19 protein-coding genes are annotated in these 20088 nt (G+C 65.8%); 5 read left to right on the forward strand and 14 right to left on the reverse strand.

Annotation, left to right across the window (positions count from 1 at the left end):
* Both C9424_RS11215 and C9424_RS11220 read right to left on the reverse strand, forming a co-directional pair.
* Window positions 1–871: ABC transporter permease (locus C9424_RS11215; protein ID WP_133247514.1), on the reverse strand; the 871-nt coding region annotated here is incomplete at its 3' end.
* A gap of 52 nt (window positions 872–923) precedes the next feature.
* Complete coding sequence (locus C9424_RS11220) at window positions 924–1919, reverse strand: substrate-binding domain-containing protein (RefSeq protein ID WP_116766924.1); 996 nt, start codon at window positions 1917–1919, stop codon at window positions 924–926.
* Window positions 1920–2268: 349 nt separating this feature from the next.
* Between C9424_RS11220 and C9424_RS11225 the strand changes: the two genes are divergently transcribed.
* Both C9424_RS11225 and iolB read left to right on the forward strand, forming a co-directional pair.
* Window positions 2269–3009: a GntR family transcriptional regulator gene (locus C9424_RS11225; protein ID WP_116766925.1), complete on the forward strand. Its 741-nt coding sequence runs from the start codon at window positions 2269–2271 to the stop codon at window positions 3007–3009.
* A gap of 165 nt (window positions 3010–3174) precedes the next feature.
* Complete coding sequence (gene iolB / locus C9424_RS11230; RefSeq protein WP_116766926.1) at window positions 3175–4071, forward strand: 5-deoxy-glucuronate isomerase; 897 nt, start codon at window positions 3175–3177, stop codon at window positions 4069–4071.
* A 17-nt stretch (window positions 4072–4088) separates the two neighbouring features.
* On the opposite strand, the gene C9424_RS11235 is transcribed toward iolB, so the two are convergent.
* A complete protein-coding gene (locus C9424_RS11235; protein ID WP_116766927.1) occupies window positions 4089–5306 on the reverse strand; it encodes an MFS transporter in 1218 nt (405 codons plus the stop codon).
* Between the two features lie 165 nt (window positions 5307–5471).
* Between C9424_RS11235 and C9424_RS11240 the strand changes: the two genes are divergently transcribed.
* A complete protein-coding gene (locus tag C9424_RS11240; protein ID WP_116766928.1) occupies window positions 5472–5921 on the forward strand; it encodes a MarR family winged helix-turn-helix transcriptional regulator in 450 nt (149 codons plus the stop codon).
* A 160-nt stretch (window positions 5922–6081) separates the two neighbouring features.
* Here the strand turns inward: C9424_RS11240 and C9424_RS11245 are convergent, their stop codons facing one another.
* The 9 genes from C9424_RS11245 to C9424_RS11285 all read right to left on the reverse strand — a co-directional run bounded on the left by C9424_RS11245 (window position 6082) and on the right by C9424_RS11285 (window position 16710).
* Entirely contained in the window at window positions 6082–7575 is a 1494-nt protein-coding gene (locus tag C9424_RS11245; RefSeq protein ID WP_116766929.1) for a sugar porter family MFS transporter, read from the reverse strand.
* On the reverse strand, window positions 7572–8447 hold the full coding sequence (locus C9424_RS11250) for a sugar phosphate isomerase/epimerase family protein (protein WP_116766930.1): 876 nt from the start codon (window positions 8445–8447) through the stop codon (window positions 7572–7574). The genes C9424_RS11245 and C9424_RS11250 overlap by 4 nt, the downstream gene beginning before the upstream one ends.
* A gap of 84 nt (window positions 8448–8531) precedes the next feature.
* Window positions 8532–9545: a Gfo/Idh/MocA family protein gene (locus C9424_RS11255; RefSeq protein ID WP_116766931.1), complete on the reverse strand. Its 1014-nt coding sequence runs from the start codon at window positions 9543–9545 to the stop codon at window positions 8532–8534.
* 16 nt (window positions 9546–9561) lie between these two features.
* Entirely contained in the window at window positions 9562–10473 is a 912-nt protein-coding gene (locus C9424_RS11260) for a sugar phosphate isomerase/epimerase family protein (protein ID WP_116766932.1), read from the reverse strand.
* A 132-nt stretch (window positions 10474–10605) separates the two neighbouring features.
* A complete protein-coding gene (locus tag C9424_RS11265; RefSeq protein ID WP_202615837.1) occupies window positions 10606–12114 on the reverse strand; it encodes a CoA-acylating methylmalonate-semialdehyde dehydrogenase in 1509 nt (502 codons plus the stop codon).
* 47 nt (window positions 12115–12161) lie between these two features.
* On the reverse strand, window positions 12162–14090 hold the full coding sequence (gene iolD / locus C9424_RS11270) for a 3D-(3,5/4)-trihydroxycyclohexane-1,2-dione acylhydrolase (decyclizing) (protein WP_116766933.1): 1929 nt from the start codon (window positions 14088–14090) through the stop codon (window positions 12162–12164).
* 39 nt (window positions 14091–14129) lie between these two features.
* Window positions 14130–15095 carry a Cgl0159 family (beta/alpha)8-fold protein gene (locus tag C9424_RS11275; RefSeq protein ID WP_116766934.1) on the reverse strand — a complete coding sequence of 322 codons (966 nt, stop codon included), beginning with the start codon at window positions 15093–15095 and terminating at the stop codon, window positions 14130–14132.
* The gene (iolC, locus tag C9424_RS11280) at window positions 15092–16093 is read right to left on the reverse strand and encodes a 5-dehydro-2-deoxygluconokinase (protein WP_116766935.1); all 1002 of its coding nucleotides are present in this window, start codon (window positions 16091–16093) and stop codon (window positions 15092–15094) included. Before iolC ends, C9424_RS11275 begins: the two co-directional genes overlap by 4 nt.
* A gap of 212 nt (window positions 16094–16305) precedes the next feature.
* A complete protein-coding gene (locus tag C9424_RS11285) occupies window positions 16306–16710 on the reverse strand; it encodes a tautomerase family protein (protein ID WP_116766936.1) in 405 nt (134 codons plus the stop codon).
* Between the two features lie 268 nt (window positions 16711–16978).
* Between C9424_RS11285 and C9424_RS11290 the strand changes: the two genes are divergently transcribed.
* Both C9424_RS11290 and C9424_RS11295 read left to right on the forward strand, forming a co-directional pair.
* Window positions 16979–17341: an ArsR/SmtB family transcription factor gene (locus C9424_RS11290; RefSeq protein WP_116766937.1), complete on the forward strand. Its 363-nt coding sequence runs from the start codon at window positions 16979–16981 to the stop codon at window positions 17339–17341.
* Window positions 17338–17820, forward strand: coding sequence for an SRPBCC family protein (locus C9424_RS11295; protein ID WP_116766938.1), 483 nt, complete (start codon window positions 17338–17340; stop codon window positions 17818–17820). The genes C9424_RS11290 and C9424_RS11295 overlap by 4 nt, the downstream gene beginning before the upstream one ends.
* 183 nt (window positions 17821–18003) lie before the next feature.
* On the opposite strand, the gene sucD is transcribed toward C9424_RS11295, so the two are convergent.
* Together sucD and sucC are read right to left on the reverse strand one after the other, a co-directional pair.
* The gene (gene sucD, locus C9424_RS11300; protein WP_018776033.1) at window positions 18004–18906 is read right to left on the reverse strand and encodes a succinate--CoA ligase subunit alpha; all 903 of its coding nucleotides are present in this window, start codon (window positions 18904–18906) and stop codon (window positions 18004–18006) included.
* Between the two features lie 12 nt (window positions 18907–18918).
* Window positions 18919–20088 carry an ADP-forming succinate--CoA ligase subunit beta gene (gene sucC, locus C9424_RS11305; RefSeq protein ID WP_018776032.1) on the reverse strand — a complete coding sequence of 390 codons (1170 nt, stop codon included), beginning with the start codon at window positions 20086–20088 and terminating at the stop codon, window positions 18919–18921.

A 20088-nucleotide genomic window follows, 5' to 3' on the forward strand; every position in this document is an offset into this window, starting at 1 on the left:
TGAGCAGGCAGCCGCCGATCACCGCGGCGATGATGTAGAGGAACTCGTTGCCCACGCCCTCACCGGACTGCACGGTGTCGAAGGCGAAGAGGTTGTGCATGCCCAGGATCCAGGCGCAGAACCCGACGGCCATGAACAGGCCGATCTTGGTGGCCTTGACCGGCACGCCGACGGCGCGGGCCGCGTTCGCGTCCCCGCCCACGGCGAAGATCCAGTTCCCGACGCGGGTCCGCATCAGCACCCAGGTGGCGACCGCGACGAGCAGGAACCAGTAGAACACCGTGATTTTGACGTCGACGCCGCCGATACTCACCGAGGAGGCGAACACGGCCCGGGCCGAGTCGAAGCCCTCCATGGACGAGATCGAGGGCGAAGACACCGAGCCGCCGATCAACCGGGTCAGGCCCAGGTTCAGGCCGGTCAGCATCAGGAAGGTCGCCAGGGTCACGATGAAGGACGGGAGTTTGGTCTTGATCAGGATCCAGCCGTTGATGAAGCCGATCGACAGCGAGACCACCAGGGCCAGGCCGACACCGACCCAGACGTTCGTGGTGAAGTACCAGCTGAACAGCGACGCGGTCAGCGCCGAGGAGATCACGGCGACGCCGGTGGAGAGGTCGAACTCCCCGCCGATCATCAGCAAGGACACCCCGACGGCCATGATGCCGATCGTGGAGGAACCGTACATGATGGTCGCGAGGGCACCGGGCTGGGTGAACGTCGGGGACACCAACGCGAAGAAGATGAAGAGGACGATCGCGCCCACCAGGGCACCGACCTCGGGACGTCCGAGCAGTTTCTGGAACGGACTACGCTTGGCGACGCGCTCATCGGGCGCCGGCGACTTTGTCTTTGTCTGGGTGATGGTCATGATAAGTCTCCTTGCTGCCGGGCCGGCAACCGCCGGCCCGGCCAGCGGGCTATTAGCGGATACCCTGCTCGGCGAACTTCAGGACATCAGCCGCATTTGATTTGTCGACGATCGCGGGGCCCGTCAGGACGGGCTGGCCGCCACCGATCTTGAATCCGCCACGCTTGTTCTGCCACAGTGCATCGACTGCGCTGTAGCCCTGCAGCCAGGGCTGCTGGTCCACCGTGAACAGGACGCTGCCGTCGACGATCTTCTGCGCCAGATCCTTGTTCAGGTCGAAGCTCGCAACCTTGGCCGAACTTCCGGCGGTCGCCACGGACTTCAGGAGGGTCAGGGTGATGGGAGCGCCCAGCCCGATGATTACATCAGCATCTTTGGAGGCCTGCAGCTTCGCGGTTGCCGTCGACTCGACCGAGGTCATGTCCGCGCCGTTCACGTACAGAATCTCTGTCCCGGGTACCTTCGCCTTCACACCGGCACACCGGGCTTCGAGTCCCACGTGCCCCTGCGCCTGGATCACGCAGATCGGGTGCTTGTACCCGTCCCCGGCCAGCTTGGTGCCCACGGCTTGACCGGCGAGCTGCTCGTTGGAGCCGAAGTGGGTGAATGCTCCCAGCGCTGCGGAAACCGACTCGCCGGCGTTCAGGCTGACAATCGGAATGCCCGCGTCAGTGGCCTTCTTCAGCGAGTCCTTGAGTGCGTCCGGCGTGGCCAGGGTTACGGCGATGCCATCTACTTTCTGGTCGATGGCCTGCTGGATCAGCTGCGCCTGCCGGCCGGCTTCTGGATCACCGGTGTACAGCAGTTCCACGTTGTCCTTCGCCGCCGCTTCTTCCGCACCCTTGCGGACGGTGTCCCAGAACGTGTCACCGGCCGGAGCGTGGGTAATCAAGGCGATCTTCATCCGGGGCGTCGAGACGGCTTGGCCTCCGCCGGCCGCATTTCCTGTCTCTGCGGGCTTGCCGCCGGTGCTGGAACACGCGCTCAGGGCCAGCATGGGTACAACGGCCGCAACGAGCGTCGCCTTCCGCCACGAGAACTTGGTCACGATTAATCTCCTTCGATTCCGGGCCATGCCGGCCGCTTCATCGCGTCGGTCTATGAGCCATCTACAACCGATCATGGTGACTTCAATCACAGATGTCAATAGTTTGTCCTGACATTAGGATGTTTTGACGTAACGCTATGCGATGGAAATGCCGGTTTCGCGGGCGTGACCAGCGCAAAGCCGACAACGCGCCCCTTACTCGCATGGCTCCCCACGGCACCCCTTGGCTCCCTTTGTCCACCCTGCTACTATCAGAAAAAGGCAGTATGTCCTATCAAGCGAACATGAGCCTGACAAACGCAGACAGACCGCTATCACGGCCGCTGCGGAGCGCAAGGGAGCACGTCCAGTGGCGAATCAACTAAATCTGCGGATCGACCGGTCGTCCCCGGTACCGCTGTACCACCAAGTGGTCCAGGGCATCGAGGCCGCGATACATACCGGACTGCTGGAGCCCGGCAGCCGGCTGGAAAATGAGATCGATCTGGCCGCCCAGCTGAACCTGTCGCGCCCCACGATGCGCAAAGCCATGGATGAGCTGGTCCGTTCCGGCCTCCTGGTCCGCAAGCGGGGCGTGGGCACCCAGGTGGTATCCAGCCAGGTCCGCCGTCCGTTGGAACTCTCCAGCCTGTACGACGACTTGAGCAACAGTGGCAGCAAGCCCACCACCGACGTGCTCAGTTTCTCCCATGAAGAGGCAGACGCCTCGATCCGGAAAGCGCTGCAGCTCCCCGCCGGCGCCAAGGTCTACCACTTCACCCGGCTCCGGAAAGTAGGCGGCAAGCCGCTGGCCCTGATGGAGAACTGGGTGCGCGATGACATCACCACGATCGACGAGGCCTCCCTGGCGTCACAGGGCCTCTACGGCATCCTGCGCAATGGCGGCGTGAACTTCCGCCTTGCCTCGCAGCGGATCGGCGCCATGATCGCCAACGACTACCAGGCGCCGTTGCTCGAAACAACCGCCGGCTCCGCCCTCGTCACCATGGAGCGCACGGCTGTGGATGACACCGGGCGGATGGTGGAAACCGGCCACCACGCCTACAGGGCCGATTCCTACAGCTTTGAAATGACACTGGTTCAGAGATAGGCGTTCCGTAACCGGCGCCGTGAGACAAGCGGTCCGACCTAGGCGCCCTGACATCGGCGTCGAGAGAACCACAATCCGGACACCGGCGTTCAACAACGAGCACCGCCATCTCCAACCCCGCACAACCGCGCCTCCCTCCGGCGCGACTACGAAAGGGCAGCTTCCATGGCCAACTGGGTCTATCCGCTCGGCACCGCCGCAAACGGCAAGTGGGACATTTCCATCGGAACATCTGACTCCGCCCTGGAGGTGGAGGGCTGGGCCCATACCGGACTGAAGGTCGCCACACTGGCTGCCGGCGGCGCCGTCGAACTGGCCGCCGCATCGGAGGAACGCATCGTGGTGCCGCTCAACGGCTCCTTCGTGGCGACCGTGGACGGGCAGGAGTATCCGCTGGCCGGGCGGGACAGCGTCTTTAGCGGCCCCAGCGATGTGCTCTACACGGGAACAGGCAAGGCCGTGAAGATCACCTCGGCCGACGGCGGACGGGTGGCGGTTGCCACCGCCCCGGCGAAAGCGTCCTACCCGACCCGCCTCATCACTGCCGCCGAGACGCCGGTGGAACTGCGCGGAGCGGGCAACTGCTCCCGCCAGGTCCACAATTTCGGGACCCCCGCCGCACTCGAAGCGGACCGCTTCATCGTTTGCGAGGTCCTCACCCCGGCCGGCAACTGGTCTTCCTATCCCCCGCACAAGCACGATGAGGAAAAGGACGGCGAGACGAACCTCGAGGAGATTTACTACTTCGAAACCCGGGTCACACCGGGAGCGCCGCAGCGCCCGGGCGCCGACGACGCCATCGGCTACCAGCGCGTCTATGCCTCCGACGAGCGGCCCATCGACGTTTCGGCCGAGGTCCGGACCGGCGACGTCATTCTGGTGCCCTACGGCTGGCACGGGCCCGCCATGGCCGCCCCCGGTTACGACTTGTACTACCTCAACGTCATGGCCGGCCCTGGCCCGGTCCGTGAGTGGCTCATCAGCGACGATCCTCACCACGGCTGGATCCGCCAGACATGGGAGGGCCAGGACCTGGACCCGCGGCTGCCGTTCGGCCAGTAGGCCTGCAGGCCGGGCAGTTAGGCCGTCTGCAACTCAGTCTCGGAATCCGCCGTGGAGCTGTCGACGTCGGCCGGCCGCCCTCCGTCGTGCTTCTTGGCATCAGCCGCCGCGAACACCATGACCGCCAGGCCCAGCACGGTGATCCCGGCCCCGGCCCAGATCGGCGAGGTGTAGCCGAGGCCGGCGGTGATGGTCACGCCGCCCAGCCAGGCGCCGAGGGCGTTGCCGACGTTGAACGCGCCGATGTTGGCGCCGGAGGCCAGGGTGGGGGCGCTGCTGGCGTACTTCATGACGCGCATCTGCAGCCCGGGGACCGTGGCAAAGCCGAAGCCGCCCAGCAGCACCATGGAAGCAATAGTCATCGGCTGGTTGCCGGAGGTCAGTGCGAAGACTACGAGCACCACCACCAACACGGCGAGCACCACGAGCAGGGTGCGGTCCACGTTCTTGTCGGCAGCCTTGCCGCCAAGGGTGTTGCCGATGAAGAGCCCGACGCCGAAGAGGATCAGCAGCCACGGCACGGTGGAGGCGGCGAAGCCGGTGACCTCGGTGAGCGTGAACGCGATGTAGGTGAAGGCGCCGAACATGCCGCCGTAGCCGAGGATGGTGACCAGGATGGAAAGCCAGACTTGGCCGGACCGGAAGGCACGGAGCTCGCTTCGGAGCCCACCGGCGGCCGCCTCGCCGGAGCCGGTTTTCGGCACCAGCGCAAGGATGCCTGCCAGGGCTAGGACGCCAATGACGGTGATCGCCCAGAACGTGGCGCGCCAGCCCGCAGCCTGGCCCAGCATGGTGCCGAACGGGACACCCAGCACATTGGCCGCCGTCAGGCCCGTGAACATGATCGCGATCGCGCCGGCCTTCTTATCGGGCGCCACCATGCTGGCGGCCACCACGGCGCCGATGCCGAAGAACGCACCGTGCGACAGCGCGGCCAGGATGCGCCCGGCCATCATGATCGGGTAGTCGGGGGCGAGCGCGGAGACGAGGTTGCCGGCGATGAAGAGCACCATCAGCACGGCCAGCACCGGCTTGCGTTCGAATCGCGTCACGGCCGCGGTGAGGCCCAGCGCCCCGACCACGACGGCGAGCGCATAGCCGGAGATGAGCCAGCCCGCGCTGGCCTCGGTGACGTGGAAGTCTGCGGCCACTTGCGGCAGCAGGCCCATGATGACGAACTCGGTGAGTCCGATGCCGAACCCGCCGAGGGCTAGAGCTATCAGGCCAACAGGCATGGGGGTGCTCCTTACAAAGCTGTACGGAAAGGGGTATGACGCGTAAGCTAGTAGTTGCAGACGCGTTATTTATTCTTGCACAAGCAGATACAACGCGCAAGCAACTATTATTTGATGTGCCTGGCACCACTCCCGCCGGGCACGCTAGCTGAAGGGATTCACCAGATGGGCATCAAGGACGACGCCGTCGAGGTCCGGGCGCAAGGCTGGCGGACCCTCGCGGCCCTGCACGGGCTGATCGAAGCCGAGCTGGAGCGTTCCCTGCAGGCCGAGGCGCAGCTCTCCGTCGTGGAGTACACGGTGCTGGACGCGCTGAGCCGGCAGGACGGCTGGCACATGAGGATGCAGCAGCTGGCCCGCGCCACGGCGTTGAGCGCGAGCGCCACCACGCGCCTGGTCAACCGGCTGGAGGACCGCGGGCTGCTGACCCGGATCCTGTGCGCGGATGACCGCCGCGGGATCTATACCGAGCTCACGCCCAGTGGCATCACGCTGCTCGAGCAGAGCAGGCCGGTCCACGACGCTACCCTGGAGCGGGCGCTGGCCGAGGCTCAGGAAGTGCCGGAACTGGCGCCGCTCGTCGACGCCCTCCCCCGGCTGCACGCCGCGGCCTAACGCTATAACCGCTTCAACGCAGAAAGCCCCGCCCCCGCTACAGCCCAAGTGACTCGCAGCAGGGGCCGTTATGAAGGCTCATAACGGCCCCTGCTGCTAGCTAGTTGGGTCATGCCGGGGGCGGGGCTTGCTGCTTTGTCAGGCTACGCGGTTGGTAACGCTATACGTTGACGGGTTGCTTGGCGGCCGCCTGTTTGAAGAAGTGTTCCAGATCCTCGAGGCTCTTGCCCCGGGTCTCCGGAACCACGCGCTTCACCCAGACGATGGCTGCCAGTTGGATCGCCACGAAGATGAAGAAGGTCACGGAGACGCCGATCCAGGACACCATCTGCGGGAAGAAGAACCCGATCAGGAAATTGATCATCCAGAGGACGAAGACACAGATCCCCATGCCAATGCCGCGGACGTGCAGCGGGAAGATTTCGGCCATCGTCAGCCACGTCACCGTGCCGATGCAGGACTGCATCGAGGCGAGGAACGTCACCATGAACAGCAGCACCAGATAGCCGCGGAGCATGCTTTCCGGAATAGCCATGGAGATGATGCCGATGGCCAGCAGGGACGTTGCCGTGCCGATCAGGCCGGCGATCAGCATGGACTTCCTGGGCAGACGCGACATGAGGGACATACCGACGACGACGGCGACTACCGAAGTGACGCCGTTGACGACGTTGGCAATCAGGGCGCCCTGATCACCGAAACCGGAGCTGGAGAGGATGGAGGTGCCGTAGTACATGATGGCGTTGACGCCGCTGATCTGGTTGATCACGGCCAAGCCCAGTCCGACGACGAAGATGCGCCGGATCCACGGCACCGTGAGGTCGCGGACGGTGCCGAGTTTGGATTGGTAGTCTTCCCTCGCCGCCTGCCGGACTTCATCGAACTCGGTGGAAATGTCCTCCGTGGCGCGCGACCGGCGCAGCACTTCAAGGACTTCACCGAAGCGGCCGGCCGAAGCCAGCCAGCGGGGGCTTTCCGGCAGAACCAGCATGCCAAACCAGAGGACGACGGCGGGCAGCGTGGCAATAACGAGCATCCACCGCCACACGTGGGAGGCCTCCGGGAAGGCGTTGCCCAGTACGGCATTGAACGTAAAGGCCAGGAACTGCCCCGTGACAATCATGAGTTCGTTCTGCGTCACGATGCGTCCGCGCTGGGCTGCCGGGGACATTTCCGCGAGGTAGACCGAAACAATCACCGATGCTCCGCCGACGGCAAGGCCCAGCAGGGTGCGCGAGGCGATAAGCAGTTCAGTGCTCGGCGAGACCGAGCAGGCGATCGTGGCCACCGCAAAGATCAGCGCGAGACCCATGATGGTCCTGCGCCGGCCGAAGCGGTCCGAGAGACGGCCCGCCGAGATGGCACCGAACGCCGCACCGAAGAGCAGGGTCGAAGTCACAAGCCCCTCGGTCAGCGGGGTGAGGCCAAGGTCCCGCTGCATGAACGGCAGGGCGCCGTTGATGACGCCGGTGTCGTAGCCGAAGAGGAGGCCGCCGAAGGTGGAGAAGAGCGCCACGCGCCGCATGAACCTCTTGGGATTCGATGCTCCGCCGGTTCTCCGGACGGCGGCTTCCTGGACATCGGAGTCAGCCTCGGAAACGGGCGCGGCCGCGGCCGGAGCCGAATTCATAGGTGTTGAGTCGGACTTCGTCATAGGCTCGCCTTCTCGACGCGCTGCATCATGGTCTCCAGCTGGTAGCGCGAGACCTCGGCAGCGTTGTCGTCCTCGGCGAAGACGCTGGAGACCATGACGGTGTCCTCGCGGTCGAGGAAGCCGATTTCCTTCAGGCCGCCGAAGAACTCGTCCCAGTTGACGTCGCCGTCGCCGATTTTCAGGTGCTGGTGCACGCGCACCGGGTTCCCGGGCGGGTTGGTGATGTAGCGCAGCCCATGCGAGGCGTGGTGGTTCATGGTGTCGGCGACGTGGACCAGGCGCAGCTTGTCCCCCGCGGCCCGCATGATCTCCAGCGGCTCGTTCTTCATGTGGAAGCTGTGCGAGGCCACGTAGACCAGGCCCACGTTCTTCGAGTTCAGTCCGCGGATCATCCGGATCGCGGCGAGCCCTTCCTCGACGAAGTCGTCCGGGTGCGGATCGATCAGCACGTCAATCCCCTCCCGCTCGATGATGGGGAGCAGTTCCTCCATCGAACGGTAGAAGGCACGCTCGGATTCCTCGGCCTTCTCCGGTCGGCCGCTGAATTCGGTGTTCATGGTGCTGACGCCGAGGTCCACGGTGATCTGGATGGCGCGCTTCCAGTAGCGGACGGCGGCCTCGCGGGCGTCCTCGTCCGGGCCGGACCAGCGCAGCACGGGCAGCACCGAGGCGATTTCGATTCCCGCGTCCTTGCAGGCCGCCTTCAGCTTGCCCACAAGCTCGTCGTCGGCCTTCGGGTGGTTGAAGAACGGGATGAAATCGGCGTGCGGGGTCATCTGCATGTACTTGTAGCCGAGGTCGGCGACCACGCGCGGGAACTCGAGGAGTCCGTGGCCGTGGTGGAACGGCGTGGGGTCAAGGGCGATTTTCACTTCTGAACACTCCATGGTGGATCTGGCGGACGTGCGACCGGCCGGCGCCGTGTTGTTAGCAGAGGGCGCCGGCCGGCAGGGTTCCTAGCGGTAGAGGGCAGGCTTGGCGTTGAGCTTCACGGCGACCTTTTCGCCGTTCTTCTGCGCTTCGACGCCGGCCTCGCAGCAGGCGGCGGTGGCGTAGCCGTCCCAAGCGGTGGGGCCGCCGATCTCGTCGCGGAGGGCCGCGTCGACCCAGGACTGGATTTCGACGTCGTACGCCGCCCCGAAACGCTCCTCGAAGCCGGGGGTGACGGTGCCGCCCCAGTGGCCGTTGCTGCGGGTGTACGGGCCCTTGTCCCCGCCAATGCTGACGATGCCGTCCTCGAAGGAGGCCTGGGTGGCCACTTCGTAGCCGAACTTCGCATTGACGTAGATCTCGACATCGGCCAGGACGCCGGATTCGGTCTCGATCAAGACGTGCTGCGGGTCGTGCTGACCGGCCGGGGCGTTCCGCGTGGCCTTGCCGAGGCGGACCTGGACCGAGGTGATTTCCTCGCCGGTGAAGTAGCGGATGGCGTCGAACTCGTGGACCACGGAATCGTTGATCAGCATCTCGTTGGTGAAGCCCGCCGGGGTGGTGGGGTTGCGGTGCTGGTGGTGCAGCATGAGCAGCTCGCCGAGTTCGGAGTCGCGGATGATTGTGCCCAGGGCGGCGTATTCGGCGTCGAAGCGGCGCATGAAGCCGACCTGGATGCGCTTGTGGCCGAGCTTTTCTTCGGCCTCGACGATCTTCCACGCGGACTCGGCGTCCGGGGTGAGCGGCTTCTCGCAGAGGATCGGGATGTCCTTGGCGATCGCCTTGAGCAGGATGTCCTCGTGCAGGAAGCCGGGGGTGGCGATCAGCACGGCGTTGACGTCGCCGTTGTTCAGGGCTTCGTCGGCGTCGGCCAAAGCGACAGCGCCCGGGATGCCTTCGATGGCGGCCTGCGCCCGCGCGAGATCGACGTCGACGACGGCGGCAACTTCCGCGCCGTGGATGCGGGTGTTAAGCCGCTGGATGTGGTCTGCTCCCATACGGCCGGCGCCGATGACAGCTACGCGGAGGGTCTTGGTCATGATTTTGTCCTCAGTTCTAGTTGACGGCGGTGCGGGAGCCGCAGGAGAGCAGGTAGTTGCGGGTGCGCTTGGCGATCGGCATCGGGACGTCGAAGGCCACGGGGTACATGTCCTGTTCCACAATGCCAAAGATCGGGCGGTTGAGCGCTTCGACGGCTTCGATGACGGCGCGCAGGTCCGGCAGTCCGTTCGGCGGTTCGGTCATGACGCCGGCCAGGTTGGCGGCGGCCCAGGTCATGTTTTCCTCGTTGACCTTTTTGAGGATGTCCGGGTTGATCTGCTTGAGGTGCAGGTAACCGATCCGGTCCGGATAGTTCTTGATCAGGTCGAGGCTGGAGGCCCCGCAGTATTCTGCGTGGCCGGTGTCCAGGCAGAGGTTGAGGTATTTGGAGTCCGTGGCGGCGAGAAGGGTCTCGATGTCCTCCTGTGCGCCGACATGGGAGTCTGCGTGCGAGTGGAACTGTTGCTTCAGGCCGAAGTCCTCCAGCAGGGTCTTGCCCAGACGGTTGTGGCCCGTGAAGAGGTCGCTCCACGCCTTTTCGGTGAGCGTGCCGCTCTCCACGGCCTCGCCGGTGACGTCGTCGCGCCACATCGCCGGGATGACCACGATGTGTTCCCCGCCCATCGCGGCGGTGAGTTCGGCGACCTTGCGGGCCGGCTCCCATGCGGTTTCCCACTGGTCCAAGCCGCGGTGGAAGGCGGTGAACACGGTGCCTGCGGTGACCTTCAGGTCGCGGGCCTTAAGTTCTTCAGCGAGGCGGGAGGGATCGGAGGGAAGGTAGCCGTAGGGGCCCAGTTCGATCCACTTGTAGCCGGATTCGACGACCTCGTCCAGGAAGCGTTCCCACGGGGTCTGCTGCGGGTCGTCCGCAAACCAGACGCCCCAGGAGTCCGGCGCGGTGCCGATGATCAGCTTGTTCTCTGTCATTTCCATTCCTTCTCATCGATTGCTCCGCAGGTGCCGTTTGGGACGCCCAAAACGGCGGTTGCGGAGCAATCGATCGTGGTTTTTGGGTGGCGGTGGGTGGGCCCCGCCGCCAGGGTTCCCTGGCGGTGGGGACTAGTTGGAGGGGAAGTTGTAGGAGGCGCCGGAGGCGTGATGCGTTTCGGGCCAGCGGGAGGTGACGACCTTGCCGCGGGTGTAGAAGGAGACGCCTTCGGGGCCGTAGATGTGCTTGTCGCCGAAGAGCGAGGCCTTCCAGCCGCCGAAGGAGTGGTAGGCCACCGGCACGGGCAGGGGCACGTTGATGCCGATCATGCCCACCGTGACGGAGCGCTGGAACTTGCGGGCGCTGGCGCCGGAGGAGGTGAAGATCGCGGTGCCGTTGCCGTACGGGTTGGCGTTGATCAGGGCGATGCCGGCGTCGAGGTCCTCGACGCGGACCACGACGAGGACCGGGCCGAAGATTTCCTCGGTGTAGGCGGTCATCCCGGCCGTGACGTGATCCAGGACGGTGGGGCCGACCCAAAAGCCGTCCTCGTGGCCGGGGACGACGAGGTCGCGGCCGTCCACCACCATGGCCGCGCCGGCGGTTTCAGCTTCGGTGACGATCCGCACGATGCGTTCCTTGGACGCCGGGGTGATGACCGGGCCCATTTCGGCGTCGGGCACGGTGCCGTTGTTGACCTTGACGGCCAGGGCGCGTTCCTCGACCTTCTTGACCAGAAGGTCGGCGGCTTCGCCGACGGCGACGGCAACCGAGATGGCCATGCAGCGTTCGCCGGCGGAGCCGAAGGCGGCGGCGGCGAGGTGGTCGGCGGCGTTGTCGAGGTCGGCGTCGGGCAGGATGATCGCGTGGTTCTTCGCCCCGCCCAGGGCCTGGACCCGCTTGCCGTGCTTGGTGGCGGTCTCGTGGACGTACTTCGCGATCGGGGTGGAGCCGACGAAGGAGATGCCGTCCACGTCCGGGTGGGTCAGCAGGCCGTCGACCGTTTCCTTGTCGCCGTGCAGGACCTGGAAGACGCCGTCGGGCAGGCCGGCCTGCTTCCACAGCTTGGCCAGGAGCATGGAGGCGGAGGGGTCGCGTTCGGAGGGCTTGAGGATGAAGGCGTTGCCGGTGGCGATCGCCATCGGGGCCATCCAGAGCGGCACCATGACCGGGAAGTTGAACGGGGTGATGCCGGCGACGACGCCGAGCGGCTCGCGGAAGGAGAAGACGTCGATGCCGGTGGAGACCTGGTCCGAGTAGTCGCCCTTGAGCAGCTGCGGGATGCCGCAGGCGAACTCGATGACCTCCAGGCCGCGGCCGATCTCGCCCTTGGCGTCGGAGAGGACCTTGCCGTGCTCGGCGGTGATCAGTTCGGCGAGCTCGTCGATGTGGGAGGCGACAAGTTCGCGGAACTTGAACAATACGGCGGTGCGCTTGGCCAGGGAAATGTCGCCCCAGGTGTCCGCAGCCTTGCGGGCCGCAGCGACGGTGGCGTCCAGGTCTGCCCGGCTGGCCAGACGCAGCTCCGCGGTGACCGCGCCGGTCGCGGGGTTGTAGACGGGCTGGGTGCGGGTGCCCTCGCCGGAGGTTTCTGCCCCGTTGATGAAGTGGCTGATGGTGGTGACGGTCGTCGTTGACATGGTGATGGACTTCCTTGGTCTGTGGCTGTTCGTGGTGATCAAGAGGGTCAGCCGAGCAGCTTGCGCTGGCGGCTCTTGTGGTCGACGTAGGTCTGGAAGGCCTGCTTCGTGGATTCGAGTTCGGAGACCTGGGAGACCGGAACGTCCCACCACGACTCGGAACTGGGGGCATCCAGCAGCGGGTCGGATTCGACGTGGATGACGATCGGGCCGCCGTTTTCCGGGGCGGCCTTCGCATCGCGGATGGCCTGCTCGAGCTCGGCGATGACTTTCTCGCCGGGTTCGATCCGGATCACCTTCACGCCGAGGGACTCGGCGTTCAGGGCCAGGTCCACCGGCAGCCGCTCGCCGTCGTCGAAGCTGTGGTGTTCCTCATCCAGGGCCCGGTACTGGGTGCCGAAGCGCTGCGAGCCGAGGGACTCGGAGAGCGAGCCGATCGAGGCGTAGCCGTGGTTCTGGATCAAGACCACGATCAGCTTGATCCGTTCGGCGACGGCGGTGACGAGTTCGGTGTGCATCATCAGGTAGGAGCCGTCCCCCACCATCACGACGACGTCGCGCTGGGCCCCGCCTTTCGCGGCTTCGGCCAGGGCGGCACGCTTGACGCCGAGGCCGCCGGGGATTTCGTAGCCCATGCAGGAGTAGGCGTATTCGACGTGGTAGCCGAACGGGTCCCGCACGCGCCACATCTTGTGCAGGTCACCGGGCAGGGACCCGGCGGCGCAGATGACGACGTCCGCCGCGTCCATGGCGCGGCTCGTGGCGCCGATGATCTCGTTCTGCGCGGGCAGCGGTGTGAAGCGGGTGTCGAAGGCCGCGTCGACGGTGGCGTTCCAGCGGGTCTTCTCGTTCGCGATCTGCTGCTCGAGGTCCGCGCCGATCCGGTAGCCGCCGAGGGCCTGGTTCAGCTTCACCAGGGCCTTGCGGGCGTCCGCGACGATCGGCAGGGAAGTGCCGTGTTTGTAGGCGTCGATGGCGGCGACGTTGATGTTGATGAACTTCACGTCCGGGTTCTGGAACGCGGTCCGGGACGCGGTGGTGAAGTCCTCGTAGCGGGTGCCGATGCCGATGATGAGGTCCGCTTCGGCGGCGATGGCGTTGGCCGCCGTTGTGCCGGTGGAGCCGATCGCGCCGAGGGAGAACTTGTGGTCCCAGGGCAGGACGCCGACGCCGGCCTGGGTGTTGCCCACCGGGATGCCGGTCAGTTCGACGAATTTGGCGAGTTCCTCGTTGGCGTAGGCGTAGAGCACGCCACCGCCGGCGATGATCAGGGGGCGCTTGGCGGCGCGGATCGCGTCGGCGGCGCGGCGGATGTCCTCGTCGTCGGCGTCGGGGCGGCGGATCCGCCATTCGCGTTCGGCGAGGAATTCCTCGGGCACGTCGAAGGCCTCGGCCTGGACGTCCTGGGGCAGCGAGATGGTGACCGCGCCGGTCTCGGCCGGGTCGGTCAGGACGCGCAGGCCGTGGTGAAACGCGGAAAACAGCTGCTCGGGCCGGGAGACGCGGTCGAAGAACTTGGACAGCGGCCGGAAGGCGTCGTTGACGGTGATGTCGTAGGCGTAGGGCTGCTCGAGCTGCTGCAGCACGGGGTCGGCGGCACGGGTGGCGAAGGTGTCACTCGGCAGCAGCAGGACCGGCAGCCGGTTGGTGGTGGCCAGCGCCGCGCCGGTGAGCAGGTTTGAGGAACCCGGGCCGATCGAGGTGCTGATCGCGAACGTCTGGCGGCGCCGGGTGTGCCGGGCGTAGCCGACGGCCTGGTGTGCCTGGGCCTGTTCGTTGCGGCCCTGGTAGTACGGCATGATTGTCGGATCGAGCTGCTGGTACTGCTTGAGGGCCTGGCCGACGCCGGCAACGTTGCCGTGGCCGAAGATGCCGAACGTGCCCGGAATCAGGCGTTCCCGGAAGTCCTGGCCGCCGATCGAATCGACGGTGTACTGCTTGGACAGGTATTCCACGACAGCCTGGGCGACTGTCATTCTGCGTGTTCCTGAGGCAGTTCTCATTCCCATGGGAAGTTACTCCGATGCTTCTTCGGTGGGGGTGGATTCGGTGCGGGGATCGTCCGTGTGGTGCAGCAGCGAAGCGGCGGTTGCCACGGCGCCGGCGACGTCGCCGTCGTGCGGGTAGAGCAGGGTCCGGCCGACCGTGAGGCCCTGGACACCCGGCAGGGCGAGGGCCGCCTGCCAGCTGGCGAAGACGTCCTCCTGGCTGCCCTCGGGGTCTCCGCCGAGGAGCACGGTGGGCATGGTGGTGGACGCCATGACGCGTTCCATCTCAGCCACCACGGGGAGCTTCATCCAGGTGTAGGCACTGCTCGCGCCGAGGCCTTCGGCGATGGCCACCGACTTGATGACTGCGTTGGTGGAGAGGTCGTTGCGGACCTTGCCGTTCTCGCGGACGGAGAGGAAGGGTTCCACCATGGCGATCAGCTTGCGCTCGGCCAGGGAATCGATGGCCCGTGCGGTTGCTTCCAGGGTGACGACGGTGTCCGGGTCGCCGAGGCAGATGCGCGTGAGCATCTTGCCGCCGTCGGCGCCGAGGGCCTCGAGGGCGGCCGCGGTGTGGCCGGTGAAGCGGTCATCGAATTCGTTCACCAGACCGGAGAGGCCGCCGCGGTTCATTGAGCCGAAGAGCAGCTTGCCCTCAAGCGCGCCGAGCAGGAGGAGGTCGTCCATGATGTCCGGCGAGGCCAGGACGCCGTCGACGTCCGGGTTGGCCAGGGCAATCTGCAGGCGGTCCAGGAGCTGGCGGCGGTCGGCCATGGCCACGGGATCGCTGCCGACCGCGAGGGCCCCGCGGGCGGGGTGGTCGGCGGCGACGATGAAGTTCTGCTTGCCGGCCTTGACGCCGGGGTGGCGGCGCCGGGCCTTCGCGGCGCGGGCGATCGCGTCCGGGTCTTCGAGCCGGATGATGCTCAGGTGCTCGTAGCGGCGGGGGTCATCGCCCAGCGTGAGGGTGGCGGCGGCTGGGTTGACACTCACAGTGTTGCTCCTTCGGTGGCGTAGGAACCCGGCGCCAGGCGGCCGCGTTCGGCGAGCAGGCCCGTGACTTCTTCCGGCGTCGGCATCGCGTCGGCGCAAGACAGGCGGGAGGCGACCAAGGCGCCGGCGGCGTTGGCGAAGTCGAGCACCTGAGCCAGCGGCCAGCCGGAGAGCAGACCGTGGCAGAATGCCCCGCCGAAGGAGTCGCCGGCGCCGAGGCCGTTGACGGTTTCCACCGGCACCGGGGCGGAGACGATGCGTTCGGTGCGGGTCTTGGCCATGACGCCTTCCGGTCCAAGCTTCACGACCGCGATTTCGACGCCGGCGGCGAGCAGCCGGTCGGCCTGTTCGTCCGGGGTGCCCTCGCCGACGGCGACGGCGCATTCCTTGTCGTTGCCGATTGCCACGGTGACGTGCGGCAGGATCTTGGCGACCTGTTCCCGGGCTTCCTCCTCGGAGGCCCAGAACATCGGCCGGTAGTCGAGGTCAAGGATGGTGAACTGGCCTGGCTTCAGCCCGGTGCGTGGACGTGCCTCGTGGGCCTTGATGTGGGCGGTGCGGCTGGGCTCCTGGCAGAGGCCGGTGACGGTGGACCAGAAGATTCCGGCGTCCCTGATGGCGTCCAGGTCCAGTTCCTCGGCCCTGATCTGCAGGTCCGGCGCCGTGGGGAACCGGCCGTAGAAGTAGAGCGGGAAGTCTTCCGGCGGCTTGATCGCGCAGAACGTGACCGCAGTGGGCCACTCCTTGACTGCGGTGACGTAGGAATCGTCCACGTTGAACTTGCGCAGCTCGCGGTGCAGGTACTTGCCGAAAGCATCGTCGCCGGTGCGGCTGATGACGCCGGCGCGGCGGCCATGGCGGGCAGCGGCGACCGCTACGTTGGACGGGGATCCGCCAAGGTACTTTCCGAAGGACGTGACATCCTCCAGATCCACCCCGATGTCGTTCGGGTAGATATCAACGCTGATTCGCCCGATCGTGAGCAGTTCGTGGGTCACGGTGATCGTGGACCTTTCTGGTGTGAACTCGGTACCTTTTCGCAGCCTGAGCTTCGGTGCTTAGGGGCCGGCGTGAGCCGGGCCACATCCACTACTTTGCCCTAGAATCCATGTACTGTCAAAGGTTTGTACTGACATATTTACAACTTGACACGGGACGCACTAACAGCGCCGTGGAGTGGCCGCCCCGACGGTGGCAGGACGGCCCTCGGCTACTGACTGGGGACCCCAAGTTCGCCGGTCATGTACTGGGCCCGACCAAAGCCGAACGACCAGTCCCCGGCCGTGTTTTCGACGTAGCCAATGAAGACGTCCTCGCCGGAAACCCCTACCGCGGTCAGCTTTTCCGCGATGGCAGCGAACAGGGACTGCTTGGCGGGCTGGCTGCGCCCCGCCTGGGTGAAGATCTGGATCATCACAACATCCGGCGTCCGGTCAAAGCCGAGGCCGGCGTCCTGGGCGACGATCTGCCCGGCCGGGTGTTCCGTCAGGATGTGGAAGTAGTCCCGTTCCGGAATGCCGTATTCAGCCACGATCGCAGCGTGGATTCCCTGACTGAGTCCCTGCAGCTGCTCCGTGGTGCGGCCCTGATTGACGTCGATTCGCACGAGAGGCACTCGCGTCTCCTTCGGTAGTTTGTCCTGACATACTAACAAAGTTCGCAGGAGTGGCGCAAGGATTCCCCGGCGGCACGCGGCAACGCGGGGATCCTTAGCGCCCACCCTCGGGTGCGAGCCGGGCTTCAAGTGACCCCACGTTGGGGGTATTGCGCGGCTCGGCGTGTCGGCGTAGCGTTAACAACCTAGAGGTTGATCAATTAGTTCGTTGATCAATTAGTTAGTTGATTACTGAGCAGGTGACTACTGAAGAGGAGGCACCCACCCCATGGATTCCAGCGACGACGGCGAACTCGACGCGGCCTTCCTGGCCCTCGCCGATCCCGTCCGGCGCCGCATCATTGCCCGGCTCAGCCGGGGTCCGGCCACCGTCAACGAACTGGCGGAACCTTTCGCGATCACCAAACAGGCGGTCTCGAAACACATCCAGGTCCTCGAGCAGGCGCAGCTGGTCACGCGCACCCGTGACGCCCAGCGCCGGCCCGTTCACCTGAACCCCGCACGGCTTGAGGCGCTCACCGCCTGGATCGACCAGTACCGGCTGATCCGCGAGGGCCAGTACCGCAGCCTTGACGCCGTGCTTGAAACCCGCGCCGCGCAGGGCGGCACACAGGCAAAGGACGCATCATGAGCAACGCACTGACACTGAAGATCCCCGCGGGACTCCCCTTCATCGACTTCGAGCGCGACTTCGACTTCCCGGTCTCCGAGGTCTTCCGGGCGCATCGGGACCCCGAACTCGTCGCCCAGTGGCTCGGGCCACGGAGGATGCGCATGAGCATTGACCACTATGACTTCAGGACGGGCGGCAGCTACCGCTACACCCACACAGCGCCGGACGGCAGCGCGTATGTTTTCAGCGGCGTCTTCCACACCGTCCGCGAGAACGACTTCGCCATCCAGACCTTCGAGTTCGACGGCTACCCGGATGTGGTGAGCCTCGATTCCATGACCTTCGTGGACCTGGGTGGCGGCCGGTCCCGGCTCATCGGCCACGCCGTCTACCCCAGCGTGGAGGCGCGCGACGGCATGGCGCAGTCCGGGATGGAGGGCGGCATGTCCGAGGGCTACGACCGGCTCGAAGAAGTCCTCACCGGGGCAAAGGTCTAGCCGGAGCCCCAAATGCATCGAACACAAAGTACGACGGCGGCAGTGCCACCTCCGCCGGGAAGGTGGCACTGCCGCCGTCGTACTTAAACAACAACGCAGGGCCACTTCGCGCCCGTCCCAGCGAGTGGGACGGGCCGCAAGTGACCCCGCGTTGCTTTTGGTGCGTGGTGCAGGTGCTTCGAACTAAAGGGTTGCGAAGACCTCACGCAGGAGCTTGGCGGTCTCGGACGGCGTCTTGCCGACCTTGACGCCGGCAGCCTCAAGGGCTTCCTTCTTGGCCTGGGCGGTGCCGGCGGAGCCGGAGACGATGGCGCCCGCGTGGCCCATGGTCTTGCCTTCCGGGGCGGTGAAGCCGGCCACGTAGCCGACAACCGGCTTCGTGACGTGTGCCTTGATGTAGTCGGCGGCGCGCTCTTCGGCGTCGCCACCGATTTCGCCGATCATCACGATCGCCTTGGTCTCCGGGTCAGCTTCGAAGGCCTCGAGGGCATCGATGTGGGTGGTGCCGATGACCGGGTCGCCGCCGATGCCGATGGCGGTGGAGAAGCCGAGGTCGCGCAGTTCGTACATCATCTGGTAGGTCAGGGTGCCTGACTTGGAGACGAGTCCGATGGGGCCCTTGCCCGTGATGTTTGCCGGGGTGATGCCCACGAGGGCCTCACCCGGGGTGATGATGCCGGGGCAGTTCGGGCCGATGATGCGGGTGACCTGCTTGCCGTTGGCGTCGACCTTGGACTGGGCCAGTGCCCAGAACTCGGCGGAATCCTGGACCGGCACGCCTTCGGTGATGACCACGACGAGGCCGATGCCGGCCTCGATGGCTTCAACGACGGCGTCCTTGGTGAAGGCCGGCGGCACGAAGACGATGGAAACGTCAGCGCCGGTCTCGGCCATGGCTTCCTTGACGGTGCCGAAGACGGTGATCTCGGTGTCGCCGTGCAGGACCGTGGTGCCGGCCTTGCGGGCGTTGACGCCGCCAACAACGTTGGTGCCGGCCTTGAGCATCAGGGCGGTGTGCTTGGTGCCTTCGCCGCCGGTGATGCCCTGGACGATGACCTTGGAGTCCTTGTTCAGATAAATAGACATAGTCGAGTCCCTCTACTTCGCTGCGTTGGCGAGCTCGGCGGCCTTGTCGGCGCCCTCGTCCATGGTGGCGGCCAGGGTAACCAGCGGGTGGTTGGCCTCGGCCAGGATGCGGCGGCCTTCCTCAACGTTGTTGCCGTCGAGGCGGACGACCAGCGGCTTGTTCGCGGAGTGGCCCAGCTCGGCCAGTGCGCCAACGATGCCCTTGGCAACGGCGTCACAGGCGGTGATGCCGCCGAAGACGTTGACGAAGACGGACTTGACCTGCGGGTCGCCCAGGATGACGTCGAGGCCAGCTGCCATAACCTCGGCCGACGCTCCACCGCCGATGTCCAGGAAGTTGGCGGGCTTGACGTTGCCGTGGTTCTCACCGGCGTAGGCAACGACGTCGAGGGTGGACATCACGAGACCGGCGCCGTTGCCGATGATGCCGACTTCGCCGTCCAGCTTGACGTAGTTGAGGTCCTGCGCCTTGGCCTTGGCCTCGAGCGGGTCAGCAGCGTCCTTGTCTTCAAGGTGCGCGTGCTTGGGGTGGCGGAAGTCGGCGTTCTCGTCGAGGGAGACCTTGCCATCGAGGGCAACGATGTCACCGGCGCCGGTCAGGACCAGCGGGTTGACCTCCACGAGGGTGGCGTCTTCCTTCTTGAAGACATCCCAGAGCTTCAGAATTACGCTGGCGACCTTGCCGCGCAGTTCCTCGGCGAAGCCTGCAGCGGCGACAATTTCGTCGGCCTTGGCCTGGTCAATGCCCACGGCCGGGTCGATCGAGATCTTGGCCAGGGCTTCGGGGCGCTCAACGGCGAGCTGCTCGATTTCCATGCCGCCTTCAACCGAGCACATGGCCAGGTAGTTGCGGTTGGCCCGGTCCAGCAGGACGGAGAAGTAGTATTCCTCGGCGATGTCAGCACCCTGGGCGATCATCACGCGGTGGACGGTGTGGCCCTTGATGTCCATCCCGAGGATGTTGGTGGAGTGTTCAAATGCCTCGTCAGCGGTCTTGGCGACCTTGACGCCGCCGGCCTTGCCGCGGCCTCCGGCCTTAACCTGGGCCTTGACGACAGTTACGCCGCCGATTTTCTCGGCAGCTGCCTTTGCTTCTTCAGGGGTGTGCGCCACGATGCCAGCAAGCACGGGTACACCGTGCGCCTCGAACATATCGCGCGCCTGGTATTCAAACAGGTCCAC

It is taken from the genome of Arthrobacter sp. H-02-3 (genome assembly GCF_003097355.1).
GTDB classification, from domain to species: Bacteria; Actinomycetota; Actinomycetes; order Actinomycetales; family Micrococcaceae; genus Arthrobacter; species Arthrobacter humicola.